Origin of the sequence: Rathayibacter sp. AY1C1 (assembly GCF_002932105.1) — a bacterium.
Lineage (GTDB): Bacteria > Actinomycetota > Actinomycetes > Actinomycetales > Microbacteriaceae > Rathayibacter.
In genome coordinates this window covers 1-16,830 of sequence record NZ_PSWH01000030.1, presented here as the reverse complement: position 1 = coordinate 16,830, position 16,830 = coordinate 1, and the positions used below count along the sequence as shown (strand labels likewise).

The window sequence follows — 16,830 nt, the reverse complement described above, 5'->3', positions numbered from 1 at the left end:
ATGCCATGGACGGTGACGAGCGGTGGCGAATTCTCCGACTTCACGTCGAAGATCAGATACCCCTCGCCGCCCTCGCACGAGACATCGGCATCGGCCTCCGCACACTACAGCGCTGGCATCAGCTCTACCGAGAAAGCGGCGTCACTGCTCTCGATCCGCACCAGCGATCGGACGCTGGTGTACGTCGAACGCCGCCTGAGCTCGTGGCGTTCATCGAACGACTGGCTTTGAGCAGGCCGCGACCAGCGCTGACCACGCTGCACCGCCTAGCAAGCGCTGAAGCAGATCATCATGGCCTGTCGGCGCCGAGCTACGCCACCGTCAGGGAAATCGTGCAAGCTCTAGACCCGGCGCTCGTAACACTCGCGTTGGAAGGACCGGCCGCCAATCGAGACAAGCACGAGCTGGTGTTTCGCCGACGCGCCGAACGTCCCAACCACATGTGGCAGGCGGATCACACCGAACTCGACATCCTCATCATGGGCACCGGGGGCGCGCGATCGGCCGTGGCTGACGATCGTGATGGACGACTATTCGCGCGCGATCTGCGGCTACATCGTCTTCGCCGGGGCACCGTCCGCGATGAACACAGCACTTGCTCTCCGTCAGGCGATCTGGAGAAAGCCCGACCCGACGTGGGCTATGTGCGGGATACCTGACGTTCTCCACGTCGACCACGGCTCCGACTTCACCAGCCACCACCTCGAGCGCACCGCCATCGAGCTGCGCATCCGCATCATCCATTCCATCGTCGGCAGACCCCAGGGCCGCGGCAAGATCGAACGCTTCTTCCGCACCATCAACACCGAACTCCTCGCTACCCTCCCGGGGCACCTCGGGCCCGGCAGCAGAAGCCCCCACCCAGTACTTGATCTGGCGGCCCTCGACCAGGCGATCGGCGCCTTCGTCAGGACCTACAACGAGCGCCCGCATCGCGAGCTCGAAGCCTCTCCGCGAGACGCATGGGTTCCTGACGGCTGGCTCCCGCGTATGCCTGACGGCCTCGAACAGCTCGATGGGCTTCTTCTCACTGTTCCGAAGAATCGCGTCGTGCAGCGCGATGGCGTTCACTTCCAGGGCCAGCGCTACCTCGCCCCGACGCTCGCACCCTTCGTCGGGCACACCGTCACGATTCGATATGACCCACGTGACGTCTCAGAGATCCGGATCTACGACCGCGACACCTTCGTCTGTGTTGCCGTCGACGAAGCTCACCCCAACCTCCGACTCAGCCTCCGCGACATCGAAGCCGCCCGCCGCGCCCGCCGACGACAACTCCGGCACGTCATCAACGACCGCATTCCCACCGCCACCGTCCGGGAGGAGCCGCACAGCGTCGCGCCCGTTCCCCATCGGCGTCGGCTACGCACCTATGAAGAGGACGAGTGATGAACCAGGCCTTCATCGTGACCAAAGAGCACCGACGCTTCACCGAGTTCGCCAACGCCGTCCGCAAGGAACGAACCATCGGCATCTGTCACGGTGATGCTGGTGTCGGCAAGACCAACTCCGCCCGCCGCTATGCGAACTGGGACGCTCTCGAGCCCTACATCAACGAATGGGGCCCGCGAGGAGATCACGACGCCAAGCACTACGCCCTCGCCAACCGATCCCGCACCGTGTTCTACACACCCGAAGTACTCTGCCGACCCAAAGACCTCATGCACGACATCAACCATTGGCAAATCAAAGTCGGCCTCTGCGCCGACGAACATCTGCGCTCCCTCGAACCTGACCCGCCTTTCAAAGCACGACCAGTGGCTCACCTCGTCGAGCTACTCATCATCGACGAAGCCGAACGACTCACACCCACCGCACTCGAGCTGCTCCGCGACCGACACGACCGCGAACACCTCTCCATAATTCTGATCGGCATGCCCGGCATCGACCAACGCTTCCGCCACTACCCGCAGCTCTACAGCCGCCTCGGCTTCTCCCACCATTACCGCGCCCTCGGTCGCGACGAACTCCTCTTCGTCCTCGACCGCCACTGGAAGCGCCTCGGCCGCACCCTCGACCCCGACGACTTCACCGACGCCCAAGCCATCGCCTCCATCGAACGCATCACCCGCGGCAACTTCCGCCTACTCGAACGACTCTTTCCGCAGATAGCCCGCGTGCTCAAGATCAACGACCTCGAAACCATTACCGACGACGTCATCGAAGCCGCTGCCAGCATCCTCGTCATCGGCAACTAGCGCCACGCAACGATCAAGAGACGCCGCCACTTAGCGATAAACTCCACAAACGCGGCGCGCCGAGCAGTGTTGTCCTATAACTTGTCACTCATTCTACGACTCGTGAAAGGGTCGGGTTCGGGGTTCTGTGACGACCGATGCTAGGCGAGGGACGATGATCTCCGTGACTTCGCTGGTGCCATTACCGGGTTTTGATTCCCAGGCCCACGTCTCCTTCATTCGAAGCAGCCCAGTTGGGTCGAGAACAATCTCGGAGACGCAGGATCCCGTCGAGGTCTCGCCGTCCTCGTTGAGCTGGCAGTAGCGGAACGCCACCGTGTCACCGGTTCGAGTGCCGACAAGGAATCCCCGCCGGACTGCGCCGCCGGCGTAGGTGGCCCACACCTCGCCGTCCGCTTCGTGGTAGTCGAAGACAGTCTCAGGTCCTACTTCGCCGCCGACTGTGTCGCGGACAGCCGCGAAGCGGTAACCGTCAAGAGAGGGCAATGAGCTCGATGCGTTCATAGGAAAAGACTAGGGACGAAGTGACGGCAACTCCGGGGCAGGGGATCTACCGCGTCCAGTGCAACATCTCCGGCGAGGAAGATCATGCGCGAGCCGGCGGGAACTGTCGCGGCGTACGCATACTGCGCTGCGCCGGAGAGGCTGTTGGAGCGGATGAGGCTCACTACTGAAGTCACTGGCGTCACGCTCCGCTGTCGTCGGCCCAACGAGTCTTCCACGGCCGGGCACCAGATCGGCCCGGTGAACCATCCCGATACGGGACGGTGCCGGCCCCGCCTGCCGGTTGCAAGTAGACAAAGGCGCGGTCTTGAGTACGGTGGCGCCGTGAAACGAACAGGCGAGGGAATGGCGGGACGGCATTGCGCCGCTACGGCGCTCATTGCTGCTGGCGCACTGATGCTCGCCGCGTGCTCAGGTTCACCAGCTCCGGAGGGTGATCCGATCCGGGCAGCTCGCGCGTTGCGCGACGCGCCGCTGATCGTGCAGGAAGGCAACGCTGCCGATACCTGCGGAGAGTTCGTGCTTGATCAAACCGAGCTCGTGCCCATCAACGCGGTCGCATGCCTCGACACGGCAGCAGCAGCGGGCGAGGAGGCGGAGCTCGCCTGGAGTTCTCTCACGGATGAAGGGGATCCCGTCGTCTCTTTCGCCTACACGGCACCCTGGAACGCAGGGATCGTCTTCTCTCTGACAAACGAATACAACTCCTACGCGGATGATCACGGTTGGACCACCGGCCTCTGCCCGGACGCAACCACCGCAACCTCCGATTTCAGCACCGAGACGTGCCCCGGTCCTGTGGAGGGATGAGTCCACGCGGACGACGAAGATGGCCCGCTCAACCATCCCCTTACGGAACACATAATCGTGGAGTGCTGAACGTTCTGATTCATGGCGTGTTCACCGACGTGCCGGACCATGATGCTCATGGAAACACGAGAACTGGCATGGGGCATTCTGGCGTGGCCTGCCGTTGCGGTCCTTGCGCTGCTGCGAACTGTGGGCAGCTGGGATGTATCGGGCGGGTCCGCAGCAGGGCTCATCGCGGGCACGGCAGCTGCGTTCACTGTCGCGGGCGCACTCCTATGGCTTCCCTCGAGTCTCTGGCTCGACCGGCGGACACGCCGCACCCCGCGCGTCGGGCGGGCGGCCGCGTTCCTGGGTCTGGGACTCGTGATCGGCGCCGCCGCCTCCACCGCGCTGGTACTCGCGTCGGGAAACGCGACCTGGCCCTCCTCCGCGGGCCTCATCACGGAATATGCAGTCACGGCAGGAATCGCTTCCCTCCTCGGCTGGCTCCTCGCCGCCACCCTTCGTGCGAAGAAGCTGCCGATCGTTCAGACGGCCGCGAATCGCGTGAACCGCTGAATGATCCGGGTCGTCGATCGATCAGCGTGCCAGCAGCAGTCCGGCCAAGCCGATGACGACCGGCACCACGGCAAAGGCCAGGAAGAGGTAGGAGAGCACGAGTCCCACCGTCGACTCCCAGCGAGGACCGACGTGTCGTCGCGCCTGATGAGCGACGAGGACGCCGGCCAGCGGGAGAAGGTACTGCAGCGTGGTCGCGACTCCGATGACCAGGGGATCGCCCACCCACAGGTGGGCCACCGCCAGGTATCCGACGGCGTAGGACACGACGGCGAGAACGCCCAGCACGAACGCAGCCCGCGTCCACCCTCGTCCGCTCCGCCGCGCGGTACCCGTCTCCTTCATCACACTCATACCTCCACTGTACGAATCGCTCCTCGCGCACGCCCGCCCCTCGGAGCATGTGCCGGTCCTTCGCCCGACGTCTCGTTCGGTGACACGACCACGCCTCGGCGAGCTGCTGTCCAGCGTCAGCCGGCGAGCCGGCGTCCACAACGAGGACGCGACTCGGATTCGGAACATGTCCGATGGCTGCCTCGATAGCCTCAGCGCATGAAGATCCGAGCCGGTTCGCCTGACGATCGCGGGCCCTGCATCGACCTCTGGCTGGAGGCACTCAGAGCACGAGACGGATGCAGTCAGGACGACGCGGTCGCCGAGAGGGCTCGAGCGAAGTTCCACCGGCCTCTCGTTCGGTTCGCCGTCATCGGCTCGGATCCCCTCGGGTTCGCTCTCACCGTCGACACGGGCGATGGTCCGGGCCGACACAGTGCGCTGCTCGAACTGCTCGCCGTCGCACCGAGCGAGACAGGGCGCGGGCTCGGCCGGACACTGCTCGACGACGCGGTCCAATCCGCCTCTCAGCTCGGCTACCTCGTCCTGAAGCTGCACGTCCGCGCCGGAAACGATCGGGCGGAAGGGCTTTACAAGGCGTCCGGCTTCGAGCCTCACGGGGATCCCGCGCCGCATCCGCTCGGTGGTCATCCGATGATCGAGTACGCGCGGACTCTGACTCACGTCAGCAACTGAGGACCTCCGGCCACCGATCCCCGTACGGGCCACCTCGCGCGACCGGATCACATGCGCACTCAACGCTGGTCGAGCGGTCGGGTCATGGCAACCTCATCCCATGAGCGTGAGCGACGGACAGGCCTGTGCCCCACGGGACCTCGACGTGCTCACCGACCGGCTCCGACTGTGCCGGCCCGCCGAGACCGACCTGGACGAGCTGTTCCGCCTATACACCGATCCGCGGATCGCGGAAGAGGATCCGCTCCTCCTCCATCTCTCCGCCGATCAGACCCGGGCCGTGATCGCGTATCGAAGGACCCAGTGGACACGGGACGGACTCAGCAGCTGGGTGATCCGGCGGCGCGACTCCCCCATCGACAGCCGTGATCTGATCGGAATGGGTGGATGCACTCTGCTCTCCGATGCAGCCTGGAATGTGGCGTTCACCCTCCACCCCGACCACTGGAGCAAGGGCTACGCGCAGGAAGTCGCCCTTGCCGGCATCGAACTCGCCCACCGCCTCCGACCGGAGCTGCCCATCACCGCGGTCGTCGCAGAACGCAACGCACGCTCCCGCCGCACCATCGAACGACTCGGCCTCGCGCTCAGATGGGAGGGTCCGGACGCGCACAGCCCAGACCCGACCGCACGAGTCGTGCTCTTCGCCGACCGCCAGCTCTCCGCTGAACAGGTCCGCCGGCTCACCGGCTGAACCCGATCGCCGATCGGCTCATCCGCCAGCTCAGCGAGAGCTCCCCTCACGGGCAGCGAGTCGGCACCGCCGGTGAGCATGGCGATCCTCCGCTGCGGGAACTGCAAGCGAAGCCGACCTGTCGGTCCCCCAGCCGGCGCCTCCCCCTCCCCGCTCCTCGATCCCCGACCGCAGGGCAACGAGACACGACGACGCTGCGCTCGGGAGTCCACCGGCAACTCCTTGAAGGGGCACCGCCGTCCGTCGCCGGACGGATTCACGTCCACCTCTTGTTCATTCCGGCTTCGTTGTCCAGCGCCGTCGGCTGCCCTAGCGTTCGGCAGGTGGACACCAGGAGATCGACCTCGACCGGCTCTAGCTCCGTTGTGTCCTGGGTCGCTCTCGCGTCAACCGGCGTCGCCGCCGCGACACTCTGGATCGCGGACGCCGTCTGGTACGGGATCCCCGAGTCGGGTGGCCCGGGAGTCAGTCTGCTCTTCATCGGCGGATGGGGTCTTCTCACGTGCGCCGTCCTGCTCACGGTCGGCGTGCTCATCCATCTGGCGCCCTCCGCGCTGAGCCGCCACGGAAAACGCCCCGTCGAGTTCGTGCTGCCGAGCGCCGCACTCGTCCTCATCGCGGGGATCCTGCTCGCGCATCCGCTGGCGGGCAGCGCTTTCGCCTGACCCTCACCGGCATCGACCCTCGAAAATGTCTCGGCGCCTCCGGGCCCTCTCGTCAACGGGCTCTGGTGGCTTCACAATTACAGCGAGGGGTGCAACCGTTCGGGTCGGTGCACCCCTCGCTGCCGGTTGGCCGCACGCGCGCCAACCTCGAACGACCAGCAGCCAGGGATCGCCGATCGAGCGGTCACAGCCTAGATTTTCTAGACGGTCTAACTAAGTCCCCTTTCCGGGTGAGGTGGATCGTGCAGGCGATGCTGGTGCTTCGGCTGACCGCGGGCGCCGAGTTGGGAGCGGCCGGCGTGTTCGAAGTACTCGCCGGCGACCGCTACACCGCCACCACCGCCGGGCTGTCCCCCGCAGACACAGTGAACCCCGCGATTGCCGCGACCGTCGCGGAGCTCGGTCTCGACATCAGCGACCGCACCCCCCGCGCCGTCACAGTGGAGGACCTCGAGAACGCGGACATCGTCGTCGCCATGAAGCCCGGCCTCGCGATCCCCGCGACGACCCGACCGACTGGAGCGCCGAGAACGTCCGCCCCGCCGCGAGGCCGTCGCCGCCCGGAGGCAGGTCGCTTCGGCCGGTACGGTGACCGCATGGACGACGACAGCGAACGTCAGAATCTCGTGATGAGTACCGAGATCATCAACGCCTGCATCAGAGCCATCGAGAACCCCGAGAAGCTGTTCCGGGTGTGCGCGAGCGTCTCGGGAGGTCGCGACGACGAGAGGGCGGCCGTTGCCGCAGCATTCGGGACCAGCGACGTCGTGGCCGATGCGATCCTCGACATGCAGGTGAGGCGTTTCACGCCGAGGTCGATCGAGCAGATGCGTGCCGAACTGGCCCGCTATGACCGTCGACTAGCTGAACTCGGCCGGCCGTAGGACGATTTCCGTACTGGACAGCAGAGCCGAGACGCGCTTGAGGACGACACCGGCCGAGCGCGTCGAGAAGTCCCGCCGATGTCAGGAGGGATCCCGGTCTCCGCGCACTGTGAGGACCCAGACGGTGTCGTTGTCCGCGTCCGATGGGGTGGCGTCGACACTCGAAATCGGCTTCTCACCGAGCGACGCGGGATCGATCTCGTGTGGGCCGTCGGCGCAGTCGATAGCGTCGAGGGTGGTCGTCGTTCTCGTCGTCGGTCCCCCAGCCGTGGAAAGCGATCCGATTTCGAGGTCGATCACTCCTGGTACGGGTCGAAGCGGTGGGCGGGGCGGGGTGCGGTGGTCGTGGTGGTAATGGTCAGGCCTTCCTGTGCAGCAGTGGGAGAAGAGGAGGGGGCGGGGACCGGCTCGAGCCGGACTCCGCGACCGCAAGCCCCTTCTTAACCGCGTCGGTCTTGGTGCCGGTGCGCTTGGCGATCGCTGCGGCGGACACGCCCTCGAACGCGAGCTGCGCCCACGCGGCGGTGCGGTCCGCGACGCTCAGATCGGCGCGCTGGTCGTTCTCGATGATCTGCTGAACGATCCGGTACTTCCGAACCGCCAGCAATCAGTCAGGTGGACGAGCCGGTCGTCGGCCCGGCCCCTACGCGCACCAGTCGCGCGAGCGTCCGTTGACGCTGCGCGCGGTGTCGCCGGTGCCGAGGTCGACGAGCACGGTCGAGGTCGCGCTGAAGCCCGGCTCGCCCGGGTAGTCGTCCGGCCGACCCTCGACCGAGACGGTCTCGACGGCGAGGTACTGCCCGTTCGGCGAGAGGCAGACGCCGCGGATGCGCCCCGTCGGCGAGGTGCGGAACACCTCCGAGGTGCCGGACGCGTCGACGCGGACGACGGAGTACTGGGTCGCCCCCGTCTCCGGCGCGTACTCGGCCTCGAGCTCGACGTAGCTCCCGGAGTCGAGGAGCAGGATCTGCACGGGCGACGCGGTCGCGCTCACGTCCGCCGGCGGGAGGGCGAGCGTCTCGACCGAGCCGTCGGCCAGGTCGATCAGCGAGCCCGACTCCGGATCGGCGACCACGAGCCGGTTCGCGCCGGGCACGAATCCGCGCAGCTCCGCGTGCTGCCCGAGCGGGCTGATCGAGCCGGGCGTCAGCAGGTCGAGCAGGAGCACCGTGTCGTCGAGCGAGTGGGTGACGACGGAGGTGGTGCCGGGCACGAACATCCAGTCGCGCGCCCGCAGCGGCCCGCCGTCGATCCCGAGCACGGGGACCGCCTCGGCCTTCTGGTCGGTGAGGTCGTAGGAGTAGAGGGCGCGGTCGAGCGGGCCCGACGGCGCCTGCCCGGTGAAGGTCCAGCCGAGCACGCCCTTCTCGGGCGAGGAGTGCAGCTCGCGCACGGTCCCGGGGCCGGGGAGCGGGATCACGCCCTCGGAGCCGGTGTCGAGCGTGACCGTGCGGAGGAGGTTCGTGTCGTCCGGCTCGATGGTCACGACGACCAGCACCGGGCCGACGACGGCGTAGTCCTGGATCCGGTCGGCCGCGACGAGGACCCGGGCGTCGCCTCCGGAGAGCGGGCGGACGCGGACGGCGTCGGGCTGCGAGGGGTCGTCGGCGGTGCGGTCGAGGGTGAAGAGGTCGGGGTCCTTCGTGGTGAAGGAGGCGGAGACGTCGGCGGCCGAGCCGGTCGCGGCGCTGCGGGCGTCGTCGATCCCGATCTCGTAGCGGGTGGCGTAGCGGAGGGTGTCGGTGAAGGTGACGGTGAGCACGCCGCCGTCGAGCTCGGTGGTGTGCGGGGCGTCCGGGGCGACGCGGACGCGGTCGAGCGCGTCGGGCTCGAGCGCCTGGTCGAGGTGCAGGCGGGCTCGGGAGCCGTCGCGCTCGACCACGCCGTCGGTGCTGACCTCGAGGGAGGCGACCCGGGGCACCTTCGCGACGGTGGCGGCGGTCAGGCCTCCGACCGCGAGGACGAGCACCGCGACAACCGCCCAGAAGAGCCGCGGGAAGCGGGAGGCGCCTGCGGAGTCGAGGCCGGGAGCCCGCCGCGCACCGCCTCCGGCCCGTCGCCCGCTCTGCGCCGACGTGCCGCCGCCGGGAGACGCGCCGGGCTCGAGAGACGCGCCGCGCTCAGGAGACGCGCCGCGCTCAGGATTCGCGCCGCGCTCAGTAGACATACGGCATCGCCGGCTCGTCGATCGGAGTGAGCGCCTCCGGCTCCAGCACGACCGCCTCGGCGCTGGTGACGCTCGGGTTCGCGCCGAAGCCGCCGCTCGCCTCCAGCCACTGCCCCTCCGACCAGGTGTCGGCCCAGCCGGCCTGGTAGACCGGCACGCCCACCGGCTGCGCGTCCACCGCGCAGCAGGTGACGACGAAGCGGGCGATGTAGAAGACGTTCTCGGGGTCGGAGGCGTCGGGGGTCACGAATCCGCTCACCGTAGCCGTGCGGCCGGCGAGGAACTGCTCGCTCGCGCCCTGGCGCAGCAGGGTCGCCCAGTCGCGCACGCTGAAGGAGGCCGTGTCGCCGGTGGGCGCCGCGGCGGTTACGGAGGCGTCGACGGCGCTGGTGTTGACCTCGCGCTGCGTCGCGGTCGAGGCGGTGAGGGCGGCCGGCGGCAGCACGAGCAGGGCGACGGCGGCGGAGGCGATCACCGCGACTCCGGCCGCGACCGCGACCACCCGGCGCCAGGGGCGGGCGGGTGCGGGGGCGTGGAGGTGCTCGACGTCGTCCTCGTGCTCGTGCTCGTGGGCGTCCTCCTCGGCGCCCGGCACGACCGCGAACGCCGCGATCAGCAGCACTCCGGCGATCACCGCGAGCACCACCGAGAACTCGAAGTAGCGGGGGTGGATGTAGAGGCCGAGCCGACCGGTCGCCGCGAGCCACAGGGTCGAGACGACGCCGATCAGGCTGAGGACGACGCCCTTCCAGCGGGCGAGGAGGCGCTCAGAGCGCATAGTTCACCGCCAGTCCCAGCACGGCCGCGGCGAGGGCGACCAGCACGGTGACGCGCACCAGCGTCGCGGCCGAGAACGTGGTGCGCAGCAGCGCGAGCATCTTGACGTCGATCATCGGACCGAAGACGAGGAACGCGATGATGCCTCCCGGCAGGAACGTGGAGCCGAACGAGAGCACGAAGAACGCGTCGACGTTCGAGCAGATCGAGATGACGAAGGCGAGCACCATCAGCGCCAGCACCGACCAGAGCGGGTCGCCGCCGAGCGTGGTCAGCACGTCGCGCGAGACGCCGACCTGGATCAGCCCCGCGATGGCGGCGCCGACGAACAGCGCCGGCATCATCGCCCCGGTCTCCTCGGCGAACAGCAGCACGCTGCGCCGGGAGCGGTCGCGGAGGGAGCGGGACGGCCGCTCGCCCGCCTCGCACGCCGCGCGGAAGCGGTCGGTGAGCAGGCTCATCGGCTCGGAGTGGCGGCTGAAGATCCAGCCGACGAGGTTCGCGATCGCGAAGCCGCCGACGATGCGCCAGACGAGGATCCCGTCGGCCCAGCCGAAGGCCTGGTAGGTCGTGACGATGGTGATCGGATTCACGATCGGCGCGGCGAGGAGGAACGTCATCGACTCCGATACCGAGAGGCCCTTGACGATCAGCCCGCGCGCGAGCGGCACGTTGCCGCACTCGCAGACCGGGAGGAGCACGCCGAGCAGCGAGATCACGAGCCGCCGCGGGAGCGCCCGCTTCGGCAGGACCCTCAGCAGCACGGCCTCGGGCACCCACAGCTGCACCGCGATCGAGAGGACGATGCCGAGGAACACGAACGGCAGCGATTCGATGACGACGCTGATCGAGAGGGTGAGGAAGTCGCGCACCGCGTCCGAGAGGGCGTCGCCCGCCGCGTCCGGGGCGAGCAGGCGCGTCGCCACGAGGACGGCGACCAGGGCGAGCCCGAGGAGCGGCCCGCGCCGCGACCGCCGGGCGCCCGGGGACGCGCGGGTCGGGGCGGCGAGCGCGGATTCGGGGGACATCCCGACCCATCGTAGGCGGGGGTCCTGCGCGGGCCGGCGCGGGCCGCGGGCGCGGGGCCGCCGGGTGTCGCCCGGGGCGCACGAGAACCCAGAAGTGGCCGTACGGGAGCGCGAGTACCGCGACTCCTGCCTGCTCGCGGTGTCGACTGCGCCCGACCTGGCGAGGTCCGGCCGTCCGCGAGTGTCCGATCGTCGTCGCACTCGCGCTCGAGTGCGACGACTTCTGGACGCTCGATGCGAGGGCGCGCGCCGAGGGTCGCGGGAGGCGGGCGCGGCACTCGCGCAGAAGCCCTCCGGGTGCAGGATGAGCGCATGCCCGCCTCCCCCGCGCACCCCCTCCGCGTGCGGATGCAGCCGCGCGCGATCGACGAGGCGCACCGCGTCTCGAGTCCGCTCGAGCTGCTCGTCGACCTGACCTTCGTCGTCGCGATCGCGCAGATCGCCCAGCAGCTCGCCCACGCGACCGAGGAGGGGCACCTCGCCGAGGGGCTCCTCCCCTTCGGCATGGTGTTCTTCGCCATCTGGTGGGCGTGGATGAACTTCACCTGGTTCGCCTCCGGGTACGACACCGACGACGTGCCCTACCGGCTGCTGACCCTCGCCCAGATGGGCGGCGTCCTGGTGCTCGCGGCGGGAGTGCCGGCCGGCTTCGAGGACGGCGACTACCGGGCGATCACCATCGGCTACGCGATCATGCGGTTCGCGCTGGTGAGCCAGTGGATCCGCGTCGCCGTGTCCACTCCGGAGCACCGCACCTCCGCCGTGCGCAACGCCGTCGGCTTCTCGATCGTGCAGGTCGGCTGGCTGCTGCGGCTGCTCCTGCCCGAGGAGGTCGGGGTGGTGAGCTTCCTGCTCCTGGTCGCCTGCGAGCTGGCGGTGCCCCTCTGGGCGCAGCGGGCGGGGGACGCGAACTGGCATCCGCACCACGTCGCCGAGCGGTACGGGCTCTTCACGATCATCCTGCTCGGCGAGGGCGTCCTCGCGGCGGTGATGGGCGTGCAGCGGGCGGTGACGGAGGCGGGCGTCAGCACCTCGCTCGTGCTGGTCGCGGCCTGCGGGCTGGTGATCGTGTTCGCGCTGTGGTGGCTGTCGTTCTCGCATCCCTCCGGCGAGCTGCTGGAGCGGCGGCGCGGCCTCTCCTACCGCTGGGGCTACGCGCACTTCGCGGCGTTCGCGGCCCTCGCGGCGCTGGGATCCGGGCTGGAAGCGGCCGTCGCCGCGACCGCGGGCCACCTCGAGGCGTCCGACACGGTGATCGGCGCGGCCGTCGCGGTCCCGGTCGCGGTCTTCGTCCTGATCCTGTGGGCGGTGCACGCGCCGCTCGGCGAGCACCAGCCGATGCCCGCGCGGCTGGCTCTCCCCGGTGTCGCGCTGGCGCTCGCGACTCCGCTCGTGGCGGGGGCAGTCGGCGTGGGCGGGGTGCTGGTCGCGCTGGCCGCGGTCTCGGCGGGGCTGGTCGCCGCGGTGGTGGGGCGCGGGCGCACCGCGGAGTGACGGGGTCGGCGGGCGAGGCGCGTCGCCGTCCCGAGAGGCGCGTCCGTCACCTCGAGACACCGCCCTCGTCGGCGAGACGCCGGCCTGGCGGCGGTGTCCCGGCGGGAGCGGAACGCCTCGACGAGCGCACCGCGGCGGCGGCTACCCCCGGCGCGGCAGTGGCTCCGGGCGGCGGGGCACCCAGCAGCGGACGCGCGAGCGGTAGCGCTCGAAGTCGGCGCCGAAGCGGGCGGCGAGGTCCGCCTCCTCCAGCGGGCGCACGGCCTGGTTCCAGACGACGGCGCCGAGGAGCGCGTACAGCACGACCAGCCACGACGAGAGCAGCAGCCCGACCGCCGCTCCCTGCACGATGCCGGCGACCGCCATCGGGTTGCGGACCCAGCGGTAGGGGCCGGCGATCACCAGCCGGTTGGTCATCGCGATCGGCAGCGGCGTGCCGTCGCCGAGGAGCGACATCGTGAGCCCCGACCAGATCCCGAGCGCGCTCGCCGCGACCAGCAGCAGGACGCCGACGCCGACGACCGCGGGCGGCGCCGCTCCGAGGCCCACGCCCCAGCGCTCCTCCAGCGCGGCGATCACCAGCGGGACGACGACCAGCGCGCCACCCCAGAACACCGCGATCTGCCCGAGGGTCGCGGCGAGGTGCGATCCGGGTCGGCGGCCCGCGGTCGCGACCCGGAAGGAGAAGGGACCGGAGGCGATCCAGCGCGTGGGCACCCGGCCGAGCAGGAGCAGGCACGCCGCGACGACGGAGCCGCCCGCCGCGGCGAGCATCGCGACGACGCCCCAGCCCGCCTCCCCCGTCAGGGTGGCCCAGACGGCCAGGGCGACCGCGACGAGGAGCGTCCAGGCCGTCGCGGTGACGGCCGCCCAGCGGATCCCGGCGGCGGCGAGAGCGGAGGCGCCGACGAACAGCGGGAGGTCGAGAGCCGCGACAGGGACGGGATCGAGGCTGCCGAGCGTCGCGATCCGCACGGCGGGGACGAGCGCCACGGCGACCCACCAAGCCGCTCCGCCGAGCGCCTGCACGGCGAAGTAGAGGCGTCCCCAGGGCATGGCTGCACGGTACTTCATAGCTGAACCCAAGGAACGACCCAGGGCGTTGACGGGCTCGGCGCCCTAGGCTCGAATCAGTTCCCGCCGCCTCCACGAGAAGCGGCCCACCACGACGCCAAGGACGACGCCGATGAACCGCACGACCGTGATCACCGCACTCGCCTGCGGGCTCCTCCTCACCGCCGCCGCAGCCACTCCCGCTGTCGCCGCGACCTCGGACACCGCCGGGGACTCCACCCGCTCCGTCGACGAATTCGGCGTTCTCGCCGCGACCGACGGCGACACGCTGCTGATCAACGGGCGCGCCTTCCTCCTCGAGTAGGTCCTCCCCGCCGGGCACGGCCGCGAGGACGCCACTCGCGGCGCCGGCCTCCTGATCCGCCGCTGCGTCGACGTCGACGCCGCCGCGGCCGTATTCCTGGTGACGACGGTGCACGGCTTCTCCGGGCCCGAGATCCTGCCCGCCTACCGCGAGGCGCTGCGGCACCCGCGCACCGAGCACCTGGTGTCGATCTCGGACAGCGACCGCTCCCCCGAGCTCGACTACGCGGCGACGGTGCACCACGGGATCGACGTGGACGGCTTCCCCGCCGGATCCGGAGGAGAGGACCTCGTGATCCTCGGCCGGATCCACCCCGACAAGGGCACGGCGGAGGCGATCCGGATCGCCGCCGTGGCCAGGCGCCGCCTCCTCATCTGCGGCATCGTGCAGGACGAGCGCTACTGGCGCGAGGAGGTCGAGCCGCTCGTCGACGGGACGCGCGTCGTCTACCGCGGCTCGGTCGGGCCGGAGGAGCGCGCCCTCGTGCTCGGCGGGGCGCTCGCGCTCCTGCATCCGATCGGCTTCGACGAGCCGTTCGGCCTCTCCGTCGTCGAGGCGATGGCGTGCGGGACGCCGGTGATCGCGTACCGCCGCGGATCGATGGCGGAGGTCATCGACGAGAGCGTCACCGGGTACGCGGTGGGCTCCCTGTCGGAGGCGGTCGCCGCGGTCGAGCGGGTCGGACTCCTCGACCGCGCGGCCGTGCGAGAGACGGCTCGCCGCCGCTTCGCGGTGGACCGGATGGTCGACGAGTACCTCGCGGTGTACGCGGGGGTGCTGGGGCGCTGACGTCGGCGGGGTGCGCGGCGTCGTGACGGGGACCGGGCGTGTGCCGGGCTCGCGTGGTTCCGCTGACGCCGGGAGTCCTGCCCCGCGCTGACAGCTTTTCTCGCGTGGATCCCGGGACCGCCGTAACGAGTGACGGAGCAATCCTTCGTGAGCCGACAGTCATCTTCCGCCCGCGCCGTGGCCCACTTCTCCTCCGATCCGAGCACATGGTGGGATGAGCATCATGTGTTCCCAGAGGAGCGCGATCGAACCGACAGGAGCCGACTATGGACGACGACATTCAGCTGATCGAGGACGCTGACGGCATAGCCGTGATCGGAGAGCCTTCGGCTGTGGACCGATTTCTGCATTCGGAGGGTCTCGAATCGAAGGACCTTGGACTCGAGCGCCTCCGACCGGCAGCCGGCGCGGCGGCGGGCGTAGTGCAGGCAGCGGCCGCGATCTCGGCCGGTTCCGGTCGATGGGTGAAACTGACCGAGCAATCCGCCACTGCGCTGCGGAAGCACGGCCACATGGTGAACTCCAAGAGCGGACTCGCGATGGGTGTCGTGCAGGGCAAGGACGGCCGGATCAAGAGCATCGTCCAGTTCGCGCAGACCGGCCCCGGGGCGCTCCTGACCAACCCGGCAGCGTTGTCGAGCGTGGCGGGGATGATGGCGCAAGCTTCCATGCAGCAGTCGATCGACGAGATAAACGACTATCTCGCGACGATCGACGAGAAGGTGGACGATCTTCTCCGCAACCAGAAGGACGCCGTACTGGCCGACATGATCGGCGTCGACCTCGTGATCGAGGAGGCGATGACCATTCGCGAGCGGACTCGTCGGGTGTCCGAGGTCACGTGGTCTAAAGTGCAGTCGACCACTTTGACCCTCGCACGCACTCAGGCCTACGCCCTGCGACAGCTCGACGCCCTGGCCGAGAAGCTCGAGCGGACGACGAAACTGGGAGACATCGCGAAGGCGACCCGGGAGGCCGAGCCGAAGGTCCGCGAGTGGCTCGCCGTGCTCGCCCGATGCATACAGCTGCAGGAATCGACCGCGATTCTCGAGATCGATCGAGTCCTGGATTCGGCTGCGGACGATCTCGATGAGCACCGCATCGGCCTGCAGACTGCTCGGAAGAACCGGCTCGACACGATCGCTCGCAGCACGGAGCGCCTGATCGCTCGTATGGACTCGGCTGCGGGCAGTGCAAATGCGCGAGTTCTGTTGAATCCGCTCGGCGCCCGTGCTGTTGTCGAATCGAGCGACCGCCTCGCGAGCGGTGTGGTCGACTTCCACCTCCACGTCGGCCTTGAACGTCTCCGCGACTCGATGAAGGCCAGGGGCTGGTTCGCCGCTGTGGCCGACGCCCGCGACAAGGTCCTCGAGACGGGCGCTGAAGGATTCGATGCAGCCCGTCGCTTCGGCGACGAGGCGGTGACTCGTGGCCGAGCAGCGACAGACGACCTCTCCATCCGCCTCGCAGAAGGCGCCTTGCGTCGTCGCGCGAATGGATCGCAGGGCGAAGACGATGCGGCTCAGACCGCGCCTTTCGACGCGCCGTCGCAAAGGAGCGACCCAGCCGAGCGGGACGAGTGACCACGGATGGGGGCTACCCCGCTCGACCCGGTCGTTCTAGGGGGGACAGGCGAGCGGGGTCGACGTCGTCGTGTCGAGACCATCTCGCGTCACCGCGTCGAGCCGGTGCGGATCGATGTCACGAGGCCGCCGGGCGAGATGCTCGCTCAGCTGGCCCGCATCGGGCGAGCGGCTGCCTGGCGGGCACGAAGCGAAACTTCTTCCGCGCTCTGACCGAGGTACCCCGTCACCGGGCTGGGGGAGGAGCGGGAGCGGGAGCTGCTGGGGGAGTG

Annotated in this window: 21 protein-coding genes; 13 read left to right on the top strand and 8 right to left on the bottom strand. The window is 69.4% G+C overall.

Annotated elements, in window-relative coordinates; genetic code table 11:
* Positions 1-5 precede the first annotated feature (5 nt).
* From C5C71_RS18075 to C5C71_RS13455, 3 genes are read left to right on the top strand one after another with little or no spacing between them, the layout of a single operon-like run.
* Positions 6-659 carry a helix-turn-helix domain-containing protein gene (locus C5C71_RS18075; protein ID WP_308471753.1) on the top strand — a complete coding sequence of 218 codons (654 nt, stop codon included), beginning with the start codon at positions 6-8 and terminating at the stop codon, positions 657-659.
* Positions 544-1,389 carry a Mu transposase C-terminal domain-containing protein gene (locus tag C5C71_RS18070; RefSeq protein ID WP_308471173.1) on the top strand — a complete coding sequence of 282 codons (846 nt, stop codon included), beginning with the start codon at positions 544-546 and terminating at the stop codon, positions 1,387-1,389. Before C5C71_RS18075 ends, C5C71_RS18070 begins: the two co-directional genes overlap by 116 nt.
* A complete protein-coding gene (locus C5C71_RS13455; protein ID WP_104337852.1) occupies positions 1,389-2,198 on the top strand; it encodes an AAA family ATPase in 810 nt (269 codons plus the stop codon). Before C5C71_RS18070 ends, C5C71_RS13455 begins: the two co-directional genes overlap by 1 nt.
* A gap of 93 nt (positions 2,199-2,291) precedes the next feature.
* Here the strand turns inward: C5C71_RS13455 and C5C71_RS13450 are convergent, their stop codons facing one another.
* A complete protein-coding gene (locus C5C71_RS13450) occupies positions 2,292-2,702 on the bottom strand; it encodes a hypothetical protein (RefSeq protein ID WP_104223373.1) in 411 nt (136 codons plus the stop codon).
* A gap of 324 nt (positions 2,703-3,026) precedes the next feature.
* Here C5C71_RS13450 and C5C71_RS17345 point away from each other — a divergent pair, with 324 nt between their 5' ends.
* On the top strand, positions 3,027-3,512 hold the full coding sequence (locus tag C5C71_RS17345) for a hypothetical protein (RefSeq protein ID WP_146084469.1): 486 nt from the start codon (positions 3,027-3,029) through the stop codon (positions 3,510-3,512).
* Between the two features lie 117 nt (positions 3,513-3,629).
* Entirely contained in the window at positions 3,630-4,070 is a 441-nt protein-coding gene (locus C5C71_RS17340) for a hypothetical protein (protein WP_146084468.1), read from the top strand.
* A gap of 21 nt (positions 4,071-4,091) precedes the next feature.
* On the opposite strand, the gene C5C71_RS13440 is transcribed toward C5C71_RS17340, so the two are convergent.
* Positions 4,092-4,424, bottom strand: coding sequence for a hypothetical protein (locus C5C71_RS13440; RefSeq protein WP_104337851.1), 333 nt, complete (start codon positions 4,422-4,424; stop codon positions 4,092-4,094).
* Positions 4,425-4,622: 198 nt separating this feature from the next.
* On the opposite strand from C5C71_RS13440, the gene C5C71_RS13435 reads away from it, so the two are divergent.
* The 4 genes from C5C71_RS13435 to C5C71_RS13420 all read left to right on the top strand — a co-directional run bounded on the left by C5C71_RS13435 (position 4,623) and on the right by C5C71_RS13420 (position 7,342).
* Positions 4,623-5,099 (top strand): GNAT family N-acetyltransferase, encoded by a 477-nt coding sequence (locus C5C71_RS13435; protein ID WP_104223376.1) that lies wholly within the window; start codon positions 4,623-4,625, stop codon positions 5,097-5,099.
* Between the two features lie 100 nt (positions 5,100-5,199).
* Positions 5,200-5,793, top strand: a complete 594-nt coding sequence (locus C5C71_RS13430) for a GNAT family N-acetyltransferase (RefSeq protein WP_104247869.1) — start codon at positions 5,200-5,202, stop codon at positions 5,791-5,793.
* A gap of 323 nt (positions 5,794-6,116) precedes the next feature.
* Complete coding sequence (locus tag C5C71_RS13425) at positions 6,117-6,458, top strand: hypothetical protein (protein ID WP_146084467.1); 342 nt, start codon at positions 6,117-6,119, stop codon at positions 6,456-6,458.
* Between the two features lie 230 nt (positions 6,459-6,688).
* Complete coding sequence (locus C5C71_RS13420) at positions 6,689-7,342, top strand: low molecular weight phosphatase family protein (protein WP_258060023.1); 654 nt, start codon at positions 6,689-6,691, stop codon at positions 7,340-7,342.
* A gap of 81 nt (positions 7,343-7,423) precedes the next feature.
* Here the strand turns inward: C5C71_RS13420 and C5C71_RS17335 are convergent, their stop codons facing one another.
* The 5 genes from C5C71_RS17335 to C5C71_RS13400 form a co-directional block, all read right to left on the bottom strand.
* Positions 7,424-7,642: a hypothetical protein gene (locus C5C71_RS17335; protein ID WP_146076619.1), complete on the bottom strand. Its 219-nt coding sequence runs from the start codon at positions 7,640-7,642 to the stop codon at positions 7,424-7,426.
* Positions 7,643-7,700: 58 nt separating this feature from the next.
* Positions 7,701-7,949: a hypothetical protein gene (locus tag C5C71_RS18065; protein WP_104337849.1), complete on the bottom strand. Its 249-nt coding sequence runs from the start codon at positions 7,947-7,949 to the stop codon at positions 7,701-7,703.
* 36 nt (positions 7,950-7,985) lie between these two features.
* Positions 7,986-9,311 carry a hypothetical protein gene (locus C5C71_RS13410; RefSeq protein ID WP_104337848.1) on the bottom strand — a complete coding sequence of 442 codons (1,326 nt, stop codon included), beginning with the start codon at positions 9,309-9,311 and terminating at the stop codon, positions 7,986-7,988.
* Positions 9,312-9,498: 187 nt separating this feature from the next.
* A complete protein-coding gene (locus C5C71_RS13405; RefSeq protein WP_104248332.1) occupies positions 9,499-10,287 on the bottom strand; it encodes a TIGR03943 family putative permease subunit in 789 nt (262 codons plus the stop codon).
* On the bottom strand, positions 10,277-11,314 hold the full coding sequence (locus C5C71_RS13400; RefSeq protein ID WP_104337847.1) for a permease: 1,038 nt from the start codon (positions 11,312-11,314) through the stop codon (positions 10,277-10,279). The genes C5C71_RS13405 and C5C71_RS13400 overlap by 11 nt, the downstream gene beginning before the upstream one ends.
* 312 nt (positions 11,315-11,626) lie before the next feature.
* Between C5C71_RS13400 and C5C71_RS13395 the strand changes: the two genes are divergently transcribed.
* The gene (locus C5C71_RS13395) at positions 11,627-12,808 is read left to right on the top strand and encodes a low temperature requirement protein A (protein WP_219814197.1); all 1,182 of its coding nucleotides are present in this window, start codon (positions 11,627-11,629) and stop codon (positions 12,806-12,808) included.
* A gap of 141 nt (positions 12,809-12,949) precedes the next feature.
* On the opposite strand, the gene C5C71_RS13390 is transcribed toward C5C71_RS13395, so the two are convergent.
* Positions 12,950-13,864, bottom strand: coding sequence for an isoprenylcysteine carboxylmethyltransferase family protein (locus C5C71_RS13390; RefSeq protein ID WP_104260808.1), 915 nt, complete (start codon positions 13,862-13,864; stop codon positions 12,950-12,952).
* A gap of 130 nt (positions 13,865-13,994) precedes the next feature.
* Here C5C71_RS13390 and C5C71_RS13385 point away from each other — a divergent pair, with 130 nt between their 5' ends.
* From C5C71_RS13385 to C5C71_RS13375, 3 genes are all read left to right on the top strand, one after another.
* Positions 13,995-14,186, top strand: a complete 192-nt coding sequence (locus tag C5C71_RS13385; protein ID WP_104223384.1) for a hypothetical protein — start codon at positions 13,995-13,997, stop codon at positions 14,184-14,186.
* A 99-nt stretch (positions 14,187-14,285) separates the two neighbouring features.
* Entirely contained in the window at positions 14,286-14,975 is a 690-nt protein-coding gene (locus tag C5C71_RS13380; RefSeq protein WP_258068731.1) for a glycosyltransferase, read from the top strand.
* 266 nt (positions 14,976-15,241) lie between these two features.
* The gene (locus C5C71_RS13375; RefSeq protein ID WP_219813477.1) at positions 15,242-16,558 is read left to right on the top strand and encodes a hypothetical protein; all 1,317 of its coding nucleotides are present in this window, start codon (positions 15,242-15,244) and stop codon (positions 16,556-16,558) included.
* Positions 16,559-16,830 lie beyond the last annotated feature (272 nt).